The sequence below is a fragment of the Pseudomonas quasicaspiana genome, assembly GCF_021147825.1.
GTDB classification, from domain to species: Bacteria; Pseudomonadota; Gammaproteobacteria; order Pseudomonadales; family Pseudomonadaceae; genus Aquipseudomonas; species Aquipseudomonas quasicaspiana.
This window is the reverse complement of record NZ_JAGTPI010000010.1, coordinates 102,689-116,137: the sequence shown is the minus strand read 5'-3', so window position 1 is coordinate 116,137 and position 13,449 is coordinate 102,689. Positions and strand designations below refer to the sequence as shown.

13 protein-coding genes are annotated in these 13,449 nt (G+C 57.5%); 12 read left to right on the top strand and 1 reads right to left on the bottom strand.

Annotation, left to right across the window (positions count from 1 at the left end):
* The first annotated feature begins 135 nt into the window (after positions 1-135).
* From tilS to ispD, 6 genes are all read left to right on the top strand, one after another.
* Positions 136-1,476: a tRNA lysidine(34) synthetase TilS gene (gene tilS / locus KDX30_RS09465; protein ID WP_231675604.1), complete on the top strand. Its 1,341-nt coding sequence runs from the start codon at positions 136-138 to the stop codon at positions 1,474-1,476.
* Positions 1,477-1,741: 265 nt separating this feature from the next.
* The gene (locus KDX30_RS09460) at positions 1,742-3,373 is read left to right on the top strand and encodes a CTP synthase (protein WP_095093583.1); all 1,632 of its coding nucleotides are present in this window, start codon (positions 1,742-1,744) and stop codon (positions 3,371-3,373) included.
* Between the two features lie 17 nt (positions 3,374-3,390).
* On the top strand, positions 3,391-4,236 hold the full coding sequence (kdsA, locus tag KDX30_RS09455; RefSeq protein WP_027898794.1) for a 3-deoxy-8-phosphooctulonate synthase: 846 nt from the start codon (positions 3,391-3,393) through the stop codon (positions 4,234-4,236).
* Positions 4,237-4,400: 164 nt separating this feature from the next.
* A complete protein-coding gene (eno, locus tag KDX30_RS09450) occupies positions 4,401-5,687 on the top strand; it encodes a phosphopyruvate hydratase (protein WP_027898793.1) in 1,287 nt (428 codons plus the stop codon).
* A 189-nt stretch (positions 5,688-5,876) separates the two neighbouring features.
* Entirely contained in the window at positions 5,877-6,155 is a 279-nt protein-coding gene (gene ftsB, locus KDX30_RS09445; RefSeq protein ID WP_027898792.1) for a cell division protein FtsB, read from the top strand.
* A gap of 36 nt (positions 6,156-6,191) precedes the next feature.
* On the top strand, positions 6,192-6,893 hold the full coding sequence (ispD, locus tag KDX30_RS09440) for a 2-C-methyl-D-erythritol 4-phosphate cytidylyltransferase (RefSeq protein WP_277423618.1): 702 nt from the start codon (positions 6,192-6,194) through the stop codon (positions 6,891-6,893).
* 370 nt (positions 6,894-7,263) lie between these two features.
* Here ispD and KDX30_RS09435 read toward each other — a convergent pair whose 3' ends face one another.
* Entirely contained in the window at positions 7,264-8,157 is an 894-nt protein-coding gene (locus KDX30_RS09435; RefSeq protein ID WP_231675602.1) for a LysR substrate-binding domain-containing protein, read from the bottom strand.
* A 106-nt stretch (positions 8,158-8,263) separates the two neighbouring features.
* Between KDX30_RS09435 and KDX30_RS09430 the strand changes: the two genes are divergently transcribed.
* The 6 genes from KDX30_RS09430 to KDX30_RS09405 all read left to right on the top strand — a co-directional run bounded on the left by KDX30_RS09430 (position 8,264) and on the right by KDX30_RS09405 (position 13,308).
* Positions 8,264-9,376, top strand: a complete 1,113-nt coding sequence (locus KDX30_RS09430) for an S-(hydroxymethyl)glutathione dehydrogenase/class III alcohol dehydrogenase (RefSeq protein ID WP_231675601.1) — start codon at positions 8,264-8,266, stop codon at positions 9,374-9,376.
* Positions 9,377-9,466: 90 nt separating this feature from the next.
* Complete coding sequence (fghA, locus tag KDX30_RS09425; protein WP_027898788.1) at positions 9,467-10,312, top strand: S-formylglutathione hydrolase; 846 nt, start codon at positions 9,467-9,469, stop codon at positions 10,310-10,312.
* A 53-nt stretch (positions 10,313-10,365) separates the two neighbouring features.
* Complete coding sequence (gene ispF, locus KDX30_RS09420) at positions 10,366-10,839, top strand: 2-C-methyl-D-erythritol 2,4-cyclodiphosphate synthase (protein ID WP_231675600.1); 474 nt, start codon at positions 10,366-10,368, stop codon at positions 10,837-10,839.
* Complete coding sequence (truD, locus tag KDX30_RS09415) at positions 10,836-11,894, top strand: tRNA pseudouridine(13) synthase TruD (RefSeq protein ID WP_231675599.1); 1,059 nt, start codon at positions 10,836-10,838, stop codon at positions 11,892-11,894. The genes ispF and truD overlap by 4 nt, the downstream gene beginning before the upstream one ends.
* Positions 11,882-12,631 (top strand): 5'/3'-nucleotidase SurE, encoded by a 750-nt coding sequence (gene surE / locus KDX30_RS09410; RefSeq protein WP_231665647.1) that lies wholly within the window; start codon positions 11,882-11,884, stop codon positions 12,629-12,631. Before truD ends, surE begins: the two co-directional genes overlap by 13 nt.
* 41 nt (positions 12,632-12,672) lie before the next feature.
* Entirely contained in the window at positions 12,673-13,308 is a 636-nt protein-coding gene (locus tag KDX30_RS09405; RefSeq protein WP_176560666.1) for a protein-L-isoaspartate(D-aspartate) O-methyltransferase, read from the top strand.
* Positions 13,309-13,449: the final 141 nt, after the last annotated feature.

The following is a 13,449-nucleotide window of genomic DNA, read 5'->3' as shown; positions in this document are numbered from 1 at the left end:
GCAAAAACAGGCGAAAAACGGCCGGGGTCGCGTCCGACTCTAGTGTTCTAAATGAGCATTTTTCGCCTGTTTTTAACGCAGTATTGCCGAGCGCAGTAGTTTTCACACAGTCTGCACAGGAAGCAATGAAGTCCAATGACCACATCCAAACCCTCCGGTCATGATCTCCCCGCCAGGCTTCTTCAAGTCCTGGCACCCTGGCGCAGCGCGCCGGCCTGGTATGTCGGTTTTTCCGGTGGCCTGGATTCAACTGTCTTGCTTCACCTCCTGGTTGAACTCGCAAAACGCGAAAACCTGCCGCCTCTCAATGCCATACATGTTCATCACGGCCTACAGGCTGTTGCTGATGCGTGGCCGCTGCATTGCCAGCAGGTTTGCGACGCGCTTGGCGTTCCTTTGCGAGTGATCAGCGTGCAGGTGAAGCCGGGCGCAAGCATTGAGCAGGCCGCGCGTGATGCGCGTTACGCCGCTTTCAGCGATCTCCTTGCTGAAGATGAAGTGCTGCTGACCGGTCAGCATCAGGACGATCAGGCTGAAACCCTGCTGTTTCGCTTGTTGCGCGGCGCGGGGGTTCGGGGGCTGGCGGGCATGCCGGTTAGCCGCACGTTGGGACAGGGTCATCTGCTCAGGCCGTTGCTGAGTTTTTCCCGGGAAGAGCTGGAAGCCTATGCGAGTAAGCATCGTCTGCTGTGGGTCGAAGATCCCAGCAACGAAGACTCTCATTATTCGCGCAACTACCTGCGCAGTCAGGTGCTGCCGGTAGTGAAGTCCCGCTGGCCGCAGGCGACCGCGAGTATGGCGCGCACGGCCGCTCATCTGGATGAAGCGCAGCAACTGCTTGAGGAACTGGCCCAGGCTGATCTGGAGTCGGCGCAATCACTCCATGCATTTGGCTGGCTCAAGGTGCCCTCTCTGGCACTGCCTGAGCTGGCTAACCTGTCTCCCGCCAGGCAACGAAACGCGCTGCGCCATTGGCTTGTACCGCTGACCCGACTGCCGGACAGCGATCATTGGGTTGGCTGGGAAAATCTCCGGGACGCGGGGCCGGGCGGGCGCCCGGTGTGGCGGCTGGCCGATGGAGAATTGCATCGTGATCAGGGGCGTATCTGGTGGCTTTCCGACAGTTGGCTGCAACCTCTGATGCAGCCCGCTCAGTACTGGATGGATGCGCGACATGCGCTGGAACTGCCTGGTAACGGTCAGGTTTTCATTGACGGTGAAACTCCTTCGGGACTGCTGGAGGTGCGCTATCGCCAGGGAGGAGAGGTGCTCAGCCTGCCGGGCCGCGGACGTCGCGATCTCAAGCGTCTGCTCAATGAGCGCGAAATACCGCTATTTGTCCGCGGCCGATTGCCGCTGCTGTTCCGCAACGGCGAAATTCTGGCGGTGGCAAACTTGCCTGCGCTCAATGTTTGCGGCCATGAAAGCGGGGTGTTGCATTGGGTGCCGCCGACGAATGACCAAAGTTTGAGCTGAAAGCCCAATTCCGGTAGACTACGCTCCCTTCTTGATACAGCTTCTGTGGATCCTTTTGGATCGACATGAGTTGCCGGTTACCAACCAGTCTTTGCTGGATGATTCTTGACATGTGGCGCGCAATTGACAGGCTTTTTCAGTCAGTCCGTTTCAATCCAGCAGTTCGGGAGTTCACCGTGAATTTTGTCGGTAATCGGGGGCTTCGGCCTTCCTTCGCTTTCCCCGGCGGCTCTGACCGCTTTAACGCAGACTTCTAGGGTTTTTCATGACGCGCTACATCTTCGTCACGGGCGGTGTTGTTTCTTCATTGGGGAAAGGCATCGCCTCGGCTTCATTGGCGGCCATCCTGGAGGCGCGGGGACTTAAGGTCACCATGCTGAAGCTTGACCCCTACATCAACGTCGATCCGGGTACCATGAGCCCGTTCCAGCACGGTGAAGTGTTCGTCACGCATGACGGCGCCGAAACCGATCTGGACCTTGGCCACTACGAGCGGTTCATCCGCACGACCATGACCCAGAACAACAACTTCACCACTGGCCGTGTGTATGAACACGTCCTGCGCAAAGAGCGCCGTGGTGATTATCTGGGTGCGACCATTCAGGTTATTCCGCACATCACCGACGAAATCAAACGCCGGATCATCAAGGGCGCAGGCGATGCCGATGTTGCTCTGGTCGAGATCGGCGGCACCGTGGGTGATATAGAGTCGCAACCGTTTCTGGAAGCGATCCGTCAGTTGCGTTTCGAAGTAGGTGCCAAGCGCGCCATGCTGATGCACCTGACACTGGTTCCATACATTGCGACCGCTGGCGAAACCAAAACCAAGCCGACCCAACATTCGGTGAAGGAATTGCGCTCCATCGGCCTGCAGCCTGATGTTTTGGTATGCCGTTCCGATCACCCGATCGACATTTCGTCGCGTCGCAAGATCGCTCAGTTTACCAACGTGGAAGAGCGTGCCGTTATCGCGCTGGAAGACGCCGATACCATCTACAAGATTCCGGGCATCCTGCACTCTCAGGGTCTGGACGATTTCGTCGTCGAGCGCTTCGGCCTGCAATGCAACAGCGCAGACCTGTCCGAGTGGGACGCTGTGGTAGACGCCAAGCTTAACCCTGAGCATGAAGTCACCATCGCCATGGTCGGCAAATACATGGAACTGCTGGACGCTTACAAGTCGTTGATCGAGGCGATGAGTCACGCTGGCATCACCAACCGTACCAAGGTCAACCTGCGCTACATCGATTCTGAAGACATCGAGAACCAGGGCACCGCGCTGCTGGAAGGCGTTGATGCGATTCTGGTGCCAGGCGGCTTCGGTCTGCGTGGCGTGGAAGGCAAGATCACTGCCGTTCAGTTCGCTCGTGAAAACAAGGTTCCGTACCTGGGTATCTGCCTGGGCATGCAAGTGGCCGTGATCGAGTACGCTCGCAACGTGCTGGGCTGGAAAGACGCCAACTCCACTGAATTCGATCGCAATGGCGCGCACGCTGTTGTAGGTCTGATCACCGAGTGGGCTGACGCCACCGGCGCGGTTGAAACCCGTACTGAAAGCTCCGATCTGGGTGGCACTATGCGCCTGGGTGCTCAGGAATGTCAGCTTGAGCCAGGCTCGCTGGTACACGACTGCTACGCCAGCGACGTGATCGTTGAGCGTCATCGTCATCGCTATGAAGTGAACAACAACCTGCTGCCGCAGTTGCTGGAAGCCGGCCTGAAAGTGTCGGGTCGTTCCGGTGATGGTGCGCTGGTAGAAGTGGTCGAAGCCCCGGATCATCCATGGTTCGTGGCTTGCCAGTTCCACCCTGAGTTCACCTCCACACCTCGCGACGGTCACCCGCTGTTCAGCGGCTTCGTCAAGGCTGCACTGACTCAACACAAGAAAAATTCTTGATTCGGGAAACTCAGAACATGGCTCAGAAGACTATCCGCGTAGGCTCAATCGACATTGCCAATGACAAGCCAATGGTGCTTTTCGGTGGCATGAACGTTCTCGAGTCCCGTGACATGGCCATGCAGATTTGCGAAGAATATGTACGGGTTACCGAAAAGCTCGGTATCCCATATGTGTTCAAGGCCAGTTTCGACAAAGCTAATCGTTCGTCCATGCACTCCTACCGTGGCCCTGGCCTGGAAGAGGGCATGCGGATTTTTGAAGAAGTTAAAAAGACCTTCAATGTACCGCTGATCACTGACGTGCATGAGCCAGAGCAGGCCAAGGTTGTCGCTGAAGTTTGCGACATCATTCAACTGCCTGCTTTCCTGTCGCGTCAGACCGATCTGGTGGTTGCCATGGCCCGCACTGGCGCTGTGATCAACATCAAGAAAGCCCAGTTCCTCGCCCCTCAGGAAATGAAACACATCCTGAGCAAGTGTGAAGAGGCCGGTAACGATCAACTGATCCTTTGTGAGCGCGGCACCAGTTTTGGCTACAACAACCTGGTTGTGGACATGCTCGGTTTCGGCATCATGAAGCAGTTCAACTACCCGGTATTTTTCGACGTGACCCACGCCCTGCAGATGCCAGGCGGTCGTTCGGATTCTGCTGGCGGTCGTCGTGCGCAGGTATTGGAACTGGCGAAGGCCGGCATGAGTCAAAACCTCGCTGGATTGTTCCTTGAGGCTCATCCTGATCCGGACAATGCCAAATGCGACGGGCCTTGCGCCTTGCGTCTGGACAAGCTGGAGCCATTCCTGGCTCAGCTCAAGGCTCTGGATGAGTTGGTCAAAAGCTTCCCCGCAGTAGAAACCGCTTAAATCGGGCTTCTCCGGCAGGTTAGCCTCCGGTAAAGTGCCGCACGTTTACATCCCCCGGCCCCAGGTCGGGGTTTGTCGCTCTAAGGTCTGCCCTGTAATGAGCCCTTGAGCGACAGGCATTTCCCAGCTGCGTCGTTTTCGTCAATCTTGGAGTGTTTACAACAATGGCAAAAATCGTCGACATCAAAGGTCGTGAAGTTCTCGACTCCCGTGGCAATCCCACCGTGGAAGCAGATGTGCTCCTCGACAACGGCATCATCGGCAGCGCATGCGCTCCGTCCGGTGCTTCAACCGGCTCGCGCGAGGCGCTGGAGCTGCGTGATGGCGACAAGAGCCGTTACCTGGGCAAGGGCGTTCTCAAGGCTGTAGCCAACATCAACGGTCCGATCCGCGACCTGTTGCTGGGTAAGGATCCGGTCGACCAGCAAGCGCTGGACCGCGCCATGATTGCTCTGGACGGTACCGAAAACAAAGCCAGCCTGGGCGCCAACGCGATCCTCGCTGTATCCCTGGCCGCCGCGAAAGCCGCTGCTCAGGATCAGGATCTGCCGTTGTACGCGCACATTGCCAACCTGAACGGTACGCCGGGCGTTTACTCGATGCCGGTTCCGATGATGAACATCATCAACGGTGGCGAGCATGCCGATAACAACATCGACATTCAGGAATTCATGATTCAGCCTGTCGGCGCCAAGACCTTTTCCGAAGGCCTGCGCTGGGGCACCGAGATTTTCCATCACCTCAAAGCTGTGCTGAAGGCTCGTGGCCTGAACACCGCGGTAGGTGACGAAGGTGGTTTTGCACCTGACCTCAACTCCAATGCCGATGCACTGGACGCTATCGCCGAAGCTGTTGCCAACGCTGGCTACAAGCTGGGGACCGACGTGACCCTGGCGCTGGACTGTGCTGCGAGCGAGTTTTACAAAAACGGCAAATACGTTCTGAGCGAAGAAGGCGAGTACGACTCCGCCGGTTTCGCTGACTACCTGGCCGATCTGGTCAGTAAGCACCCGATCATCTCCATTGAAGATGGTCTCGACGAGTCCGACTGGGATGGCTGGAAGATTCTCACCGACAAGATCGGCGACAAGGTGCAGCTGGTAGGTGACGACCTGTTCGTGACCAACACCAAGATCCTCAAGGAAGGCATCGACAAGAAGATCGGTAACTCGATCCTGATCAAGTTCAACCAGATCGGTACCCTGACCGAAACGCTGGAAGCCATTCAGATGGCCAAAGCTGCTGGTTACACCGCTGTTATTTCGCACCGCTCTGGCGAAACCGAAGATTCCACGATTGCCGATCTGGCAGTGGGCACTTCCGCGGGTCAGATCAAGACCGGTTCGTTGAGCCGTTCTGATCGTATTTCCAAGTACAACCAGTTGCTGCGTATTGAAGAGCAACTGGGTGCCAAGGCGGTATACCGTGGTCGCGGCGAGTTTCGCGGCTGACACCGAGATGGTAAAAAGACAGCCGGTGCTGTGACAATCGCCTGCTTTCCCGGATGATTGATCAGCATTGATGCGGCTAAGACCGCTATAGAGCCTGGCCTTGCCAGGCTCTATGCCCTCAGTCCCTGTTGTATTGTTGGCTTCACGTTGTCGGCTCTGCTGTCTTTTTTACTGGGTACCTGATATTCAATGCGCAGTCCTAACTGGTTGTTTCTCGTCCTGATCCTGATGCTTGCAGGCCTGCAATATCGCCTGTGGGTAGGGAACGGGAGTCTGGCGCAAGTGGCCAGCCTTAATCAGCAGATCGCTGACCAACATGCCGAAAACGAAGCGCTGCTTGAGCGCAATCGGGTCATGGACGCTGAAGTGCTTGAGCTCAAAAAAGGTATGGAAACCGTCGAAGAACGTGCTCGTCATGAACTGGGCATGGTCAAGGAAGGCGAAACGCTCTATCAGTTGGCACAATGAAGCTGGCTCTGTGAAGCTTACCTCGTGAATAAGTGCATCCTTCCTGCCTTCTGGGCAGTCATTCCTGCCGCGGGTGTTGGTGCCCGTATGGCCGCAGATCGTCCCAAGCAGTACTTGCAACTGGGCGGCCTGACAATTATTGAACACAGCCTTCTCTGTTTTCTCGATCACCCCCGTCTCAAGGGCCTAGTGATCAGTCTGGCTGTGGACGACCCTTACTGGCCCAATCTGCCGTGTGCGCTGGATTCGCGGATTACGCGGGTTGATGGCGGCAAAGAGCGTGCGGATTCGGTGCTAAACGCGTTGCTGCATTTGCATGCCCAAGGTGCGGATGACCATGATTGGGTGTTGGTGCACGATGCCGCGCGGCCTAATCTGGCGCGTTCAGATCTGGATAATCTGCTGGGTGAGTTGGCCGATGACCCGGTCGGAGGTCTGCTGGCCGTTCCAGCCCGCGACACGCTCAAGCGTGCGGGGCCTGATGGCCGGGTCACCGAAACGGTAGACCGTAGCCTGATCTGGCAAGCGTATACCCCGCAGATGTTTCGCCTGGGCGCGCTGCACCGTGCGCTGGCTGACGGTCTGGTCTCCGACGTTGCCATTACCGATGAAGCGTCTGCCATCGAATGGGCAGGACAGTCGCCCCGATTGATCGAAGGACGCTCGGACAACATCAAGGTCACTCGTCCTGAGGATCTTGAGTGGTTGCGGCAGCGGCGTAGCGAGTTCAATCGCTGATTAGCTAATTTTCTGCATGTTACTGATGCGTTTGATTTTGCATCATCACGACGAATATCAACCTCAAAAACACCGCGGAAATAGCGTCGGAAGGCTGAGCGCAGGTGTCGTGGTGTGGGTCGCTCGGCATGGATGCCGAGCGAGCGCCGTTGGGCCATGGATGGCCCGTCGGCGCGTGCCCACACCACGGCACCGGAGTCGAAGGTACCCCTGCGAAGCGGGGGCCGTACGTCAGCGCAAAATGGTTTTCGCCCCTTTTGCCGTAACAAAAGGGGCTCGACCGTTAGGGCAAAACCACTCTCAGCCGCGACGTGGGTATTGTTGAATCAATTTGATGTGGGTAGCCCCTGTATTCGCCGAGTCCAGGTGCCTAACGATACTCATCCCGCAACGCCAACCCTTCTTTCAGATAATCCACCAGCTTGCGCACCTTTGGCGACAGATGCCGCTGCTGGGGATATAACGCCCACACCGCAGTATTTGGCGGTTGATGAGTCTCCAGCAGGGAAACCAGCGCTCCACTGTTGAGATGGCTCAACACGTAATAATCCGGTAGCTGACACAACCCGACGCCGTGCAGCGCAGCATCAAGCACCGCCTGCCCACTGTTGCAGCGCCAGTTACCCTGAACACGCTGGGAAAACTCCCGTCCGTTTTGTTGAAGCAACCAGGTGTCGCTGCTGCCGATCAGGCAATTGTGTCGGCTTAGCTCCGACAGGCTGTGCGGTCGCCCGTATCGCTCCAGATAGGACGGCGATGCGCACAGGTACATCCGGCGTGGCGCGAGGCGCGTTGCAACCAGGCGGGAGTCCTGTAGTCGGCCTAACCTGATGGCGAGATCCAGTCCCTCATGAACCATGTCCAACGTGTCATTGTTCAACTGGATTTCCACCCGGATCTGAGGATAGAGGTCCATGAAGCGCGTTACCAGCGGCGTGATAAAGCGTTCGCCGTAAGCTACTGCACAGGTCATGCGCAACAAGCCTTTGGGTTCGCTGGTCAGGTCGCCGACTGCGCGCAGCGCTTCCTCGCGACCATCCTGCAAGCGCTGACAATGGTGCAGGAAAGTCTGACCCGCCTCGGTCAGCGCGACCCGCCGGGTGCTGCGATACAGCAGGCGTGTCTGCAAGCGTTCTTCGAGGCGGGCGATTTGCCGACTGATGTGCGAGGACGAAACGCCCATACGTTCAGCTGCTGCCGTGAACTGCCCGCATTCGGCCACTGCGACGAACTCATCCAGGCCTTCCCAGCGGTTGGTGTACATCGATTATCCCTGTTCAGCAATAATGTTTTGCTTTTGATCGGATTATTAACCAAACGGCAGTGCTTTACACTCCCTCCATCGTTTTAACCTCGTTGGAGAAAGATTGATGATCAAGTCACGTGCTGCTGTTGCCTTTGCCCCCAATGAACCGCTGCAAATCGTTGAAGTTGACGTCGAAGCGCCAAAGGCCGGTGAGGTGTTGATTCGTACCGTTGCCTCCGGTGTTTGCCATACCGACGCTTACACGTTGTCCGGTGCCGATTCTGAAGGTGTGTTCCCGTGCATTCTGGGTCACGAAGGCGGCGGTGTTGTTGAGGCCATCGGCGAAGGCGTTACGTCCCTGGAAGTCGGCGACCATGTGATCCCGCTGTATACCGCCGAGTGCCGGGAATGCAAGTTCTGCAAGTCCGGCAAAACCAACCTTTGCCAGAAAGTTCGCGCTACTCAGGGCAAAGGCCTGATGCCTGATGGCACGACCCGTTTCAGCTACAACGGCGAGCCGGTTTATCACTACATGGGTTGCTCGACGTTCTCCGAGTACACCGTGGTGCCGGAAATTTCTCTGGCCAAAATCCCGAAAGAAGCTCCGCTGGAAAAAGTCTGCCTGTTGGGCTGCGGCGTCACCACCGGTATTGGTGCTGTGCTCAACACCGCCAAAGTCGAAGAGGGTGCGACTGTCGCCATCTTTGGTCTGGGTGGTATCGGCCTGGCTGCGATCATCGGCGCGAAAATGGCCAAGGCTTCGCGGATCATCGCAATCGACATCAACCCGGCGAAATTCGACGTGGCCCGTGAACTGGGTGCGACCGATTTCATTAATCCGAAAGATCACGAGAAGCCGATTCAGGATGTGATCGTTGAATTGACCGACGGTGGTGTGGATTACAGCTTCGAATGTATCGGTAACGTGAACCTGATGCGTGCCGCGCTTGAATGCTGCCACAAAGGCTGGGGCGAATCGGTGATCATCGGCGTAGCGCCGTCGGGTCAGGAAATTGCCACTCGCCCATTCCAGCTGGTGACCGGTCGCGTCTGGCGCGGTTCGGCTTTCGGCGGCGTGCGTGGTCGTACCGAACTGCCAAGCTACGTCGAAAAGTCTCAGACAGGCGAAATCCCGCTGGATACCTTTATTACCCACACCATGGGACTTGAAGACATCAACAAAGCATTCGACCTGATGCACGAAGGCAAAAGCATCCGCACAGTCATTCACTTTTAAGCAGTTGCAAGCTTCAAGCGACAAGCTACAAGAGGGTTCCGCGCCTCTTGCAGCTTGAAGCTTGTAGCTTGTGCCTGGGAGTTTACGACCATGGCTCTAGAGAATATTTCCTGTCAGAAAAGCTTTGGCGGCTGGCACAAGCGTTACAAGCATCATTCCGAGGTGCTCGGCTGTGACATGGTGTTTGCTGTCTACCTGCCGCCACAGGCTGAGCAGGGTGGCAAGTTACCAGTGCTGTACTGGCTTTCCGGTCTGACCTGTACCGATGAAAACTTCATGCAGAAGGCGGCGGCTCAACGCGTCGCGGCCGAGTTGGGGTTGATCATCGTTGCGCCGGACACGAGCCCGCGTGGCCCTGGTGTTGCGGGGGATCCTGATGGCGCGTGGGATTTTGGCCTCGGTGCCGGGTTCTACCTCAATGCCACCCAGGAACCGTGGGCCAGGCATTACCGCATGCATGACTACGTAGTGAACGAATTGCCTGCGTTGGTCGAGGAGCATTTCCCGGCTTCGCAGGCGCGTGGGATCAGCGGCCACTCCATGGGCGGCCATGGTGCGCTGATCTGCGCGTTGCGTAATCCGGGGCGCTATAAATCGGTCTCGGCGTTTTCGCCGATCACTAATCCGATGGATTGCCCTTGGGGGCAGAAAGCCTTTTCCCGTTACCTGGGTGAAGAGCGCTCCCGCTGGCGCGAATGGGATGCCACTGTGCTGATTGCCGATGCGCGCGAGAAGCTGCCGATACTGGTGGATCAGGGTGATCGCGATGACTTTCTCGCCAACCAGCTCAAGCCCGAAGCGCTGGTTCAGGCGGCGAAAGCGGCGGGGCATCCTCTGACATTGCGGATGCAGCCCGGTTACGACCACAGCTATTTCTTCATCGCCAGCTTTATTGAAGACCACCTGCGGCATCATGGCGACGCGTTGAACAGCTAAGCGTCGACAAAGTAGGTAGAATCACGCCCTGACTTTTTTCAGGGCGTTTTTTTATGCGTATTGGCCATGGCTATGATGTGCACCGTTTCGCTGAAGGCGACTTCATCACCCTGGGTGGCGTGCGCATTGCTCACCGATTCGGCCTGCTCGCTCATTCCGATGGTGATGTTCTGCTGCACGCCTTGAGTGATGCATTGCTCGGCGCTGCCGCACTGGGTGATATCGGCAAGCATTTCCCGGACACCGATCCGCAGTTCAAAGGCGCTGACAGCCGCGCATTGCTGCGCCACGTCTTGAAGCTGGTGAAAAGAAAGGGCTGGAAAGTGGGCAATGTGGACGCGACGATTGTTGCTCAGGCACCGAAAATGGCCCCTCATATCGAATCCATGCGGGCATTGATCGCAGAGGATCTTCAAGTCGAGCTGGATCAAGTGAACGTCAAGGCAACCACCACTGAGAAGCTCGGTTTCACAGGTCGTGAAGAAGGCATCGCCGTTCACGCCGTCGCGCTGTTGCTGTCCGCATGACCGAATCAGAACTGCTGGGCCCGCAAGCCTATGGTCAGCCGCTGGGCAGCGCGGTGCTCAAGGCGACCGCCGAAGATTTTCAGGTCGATGAAGTGCTGGACATCCCGCTCTCCGGCGATGGCGAGCATTTATGGTTATGGGTCGAGAAACGCGGCCTCAACACTGAGGAAGCCGCCCGCCGTCTGGCGCGTGCTGCTGGCGTTCAGTTGAGGACTGTCAGCTATGCCGGGTTGAAGGATCGTCAGGCCCTGACTCGTCAATGGTTCAGCATCCAGTTGCCGGGCAAGGCTGACCCCGACTTGAGTTCGGCGGAAAACGAGACCCTGAAAATTCTTCAAAGCAGCCGTCACAAGCGCAAGCTTCAACGCGGTGCCCATGCTGCAAATGGATTCACGTTGCGTCTGACCCAACTGAATGTCGACAAAGACGCGCTGAACGCGCGACTTGAGTTGATCGCCAAGGCCGGGATCCCCAATTACTTCGGTGCCCAGCGATTTGGCTACCAGGGCGGGAATCTGGGGGAAGCACGCGATTACGCTGCGCGTCAGGCATTGCCGGAGCAGCGTGCAGTGCGTTCCCGACTGTTATCCACTGCTCGCAGTTACCTGTTCAATCAGGTCCTGGCGTCCCGTGTTGCTGATGGTTCATGGCAGGTTGCTCAGGTGGGCGATTTGCTGGCATTCACCGACAGCCGCAGTTTCTTCCCGGCGGGCGAAAATGAATGCAGCGATCCTCGGCTGGCGATTCTCGATCTGCATCCGACCGGTCCGCAATGGGGAGAAGGCCCATCGCCAGCCTCCGGAGCCACGGCCGCGCTGGAAAATGACGTGGCCAATCGCGAGTCGGCATTGCGCGACTGGCTCACAAGAGCAGGAATGGAGCACGAACGACGCATCCTGCGACTGCCCATTGGGCGGTTGACGTGGCATTATCCCGAGCCTGACATTCTGCAACTGGAATTCGTCCTTCCGCCCGGATGCTTCGCCACTGTACTGGTGCGCGAACTTGTTGATCTGGCGCCGGTTGGGCAGACGGACAGCTCATGCGTATTCTGATTTCTAACGATGACGGGGTCACCGCACCCGGTCTCGCTGCGTTGTATGCGGCGCTGGCCGATTACAGCGAGTGCGTGGTGATCGCCCCCGATCAAGACAAAAGCGGCGCCAGTAGCTCGTTGACGCTCGACCGGCCTTTGCATCCCCATGCCTTGGAGAACGGTTTCATCAGCGTCAACGGTACGCCGACCGATTGTGTGCACCTGGGCCTTAACGGGTTGCTGGACGTGCAACCGGATATGGTCGTGTCGGGTATCAACCTGGGCGCGAACCTGGGGGACGACGTGCTGTATTCCGGTACCGTGGCGGCAGCGCTTGAGGGTCGATTCCTGAACAAGCCTTCATTTGCGTTCTCTTTCCTGTCGCGTCAGCCGGATAACCTGGCGACCGCTGCGCATTACGCGCGAATGCTGGTCGAGGCTCATGAGCAGCTTGATTTGCCACCGCGCACAGTGTTGAACGTGAACATTCCCAATCTGCCCGTTGATCGTATTCGGGGTATTCAATTGACCCGTCTTGGTCATCGGGCGAGAGCTGCAGCGCCGATCAAGGTCGTTGACCCACGCGGTCGGGCCGGCTACTGGATTGCAGCTGCCGGTGACGCAGAGGATGGCGGTGCAGGCACGGATTTTCATGCAGTGATGCAGGGTTATGTTTCTGTTACTCCCTTGCAGCTTGATCGTACTTACCAGGACGGGTTCGCTAGCCTGAACAAATGGCTGGAGGGCCTTCTTTGATGTCGCGCGAGCAAGATGATCTGTTACGTCGTGGAATCGGGATGACCTCCCAGCGGACTCGCGAGCGTCTGATTCAACGTCTCTACGATGAAGGGCTGTCCAACGCGCAGGTGCTGGAAGTCATACGCAAGACCCCGCGGCATCTGTTTGTCGATGAAGCTCTGGCTCATCGCGCCTACGAAGATACGGCGCTGCCGATTGGTCATAACCAGACCATTTCTCAGCCTTACATGGTCGCGCGCATGAGCGAGCTGCTGTTGGCGGCAGGTCCTCTGGACAAGGTCATGGAGATCGGTACCGGTTCCGGCTACCAGACTGCCGTGCTGGCACAGTTGGTAGAGCGTGTGTTTTCGGTTGAGCGCATCAAGGTCCTGCAGGATCGCGCCAAGGAGCGTCTGGTTGAGCTGAACCTTCGCAACGTCGTGTTTCGCTGGGGCGACGGTTGGGAAGGCTGGCCGGCGCTGGCACCGTACAACGGGATTATCGTGACCGCCGTAGCAACCGACGTGCCGCAAGCTTTGCTCGACCAGCTTGCACCCGGAGGGCGATTGGTTATCCCGGTCGGATCGGGCGAGGTGCAGCAGTTGATGCTGATTGTGCGTGAGGAAAACGGGTTCTCCCGGCATGTGCTGGGAGCGGTACGTTTTGTACCTTTGCTCAATGGTCCGCTGGCTTGATGACAACTCACTGAATTCTGCGCACCACCGCCTGTCTACCTCATGGCATTGAGGGCCGGCAGCGCAGTTGAGCTCGAGAAACGGCGAGCCCTGATGTATCCATTGGCTTCAAAGCATTAAGCAGTAGCTGCCAGCCGTTAT

Bases quoted from the DNA above. Each gene is read 5' to 3' on its own strand.
- ispF (WP_231675600.1), top strand. From the start codon at position 10,366: ATGCGTATTGGCCATGGCTATGATGTGCACCGTTTCGCTGAAGGCGAC.
- surE (WP_231665647.1), top strand. From the start codon at position 11,882: ATGCGTATTCTGATTTCTAACGATGACGGGGTCACCGCACCCGGTCTC.
- truD (WP_231675599.1), top strand. From the start codon at position 10,836: ATGACCGAATCAGAACTGCTGGGCCCGCAAGCCTATGGTCAGCCGCTG.
- KDX30_RS09460 (WP_095093583.1), top strand. From the start codon at position 1,742: ATGACGCGCTACATCTTCGTCACGGGCGGTGTTGTTTCTTCATTGGGG.
- tilS (WP_231675604.1), top strand. From the start codon at position 136: ATGACCACATCCAAACCCTCCGGTCATGATCTCCCCGCCAGGCTTCTT.
- KDX30_RS09430 (WP_231675601.1), top strand. From the start codon at position 8,264: ATGATCAAGTCACGTGCTGCTGTTGCCTTTGCCCCCAATGAACCGCTG.
- kdsA (WP_027898794.1), top strand. From the start codon at position 3,391: ATGGCTCAGAAGACTATCCGCGTAGGCTCAATCGACATTGCCAATGAC.
- KDX30_RS09405 (WP_176560666.1), top strand. From the start codon at position 12,673: ATGACCTCCCAGCGGACTCGCGAGCGTCTGATTCAACGTCTCTACGAT.
- KDX30_RS09435 (WP_231675602.1), bottom strand. From the start codon at position 8,157: ATGTACACCAACCGCTGGGAAGGCCTGGATGAGTTCGTCGCAGTGGCC.
- ftsB (WP_027898792.1), top strand. From the start codon at position 5,877: ATGCGCAGTCCTAACTGGTTGTTTCTCGTCCTGATCCTGATGCTTGCA.
- fghA (WP_027898788.1), top strand. From the start codon at position 9,467: ATGGCTCTAGAGAATATTTCCTGTCAGAAAAGCTTTGGCGGCTGGCAC.
- eno (WP_027898793.1), top strand. From the start codon at position 4,401: ATGGCAAAAATCGTCGACATCAAAGGTCGTGAAGTTCTCGACTCCCGT.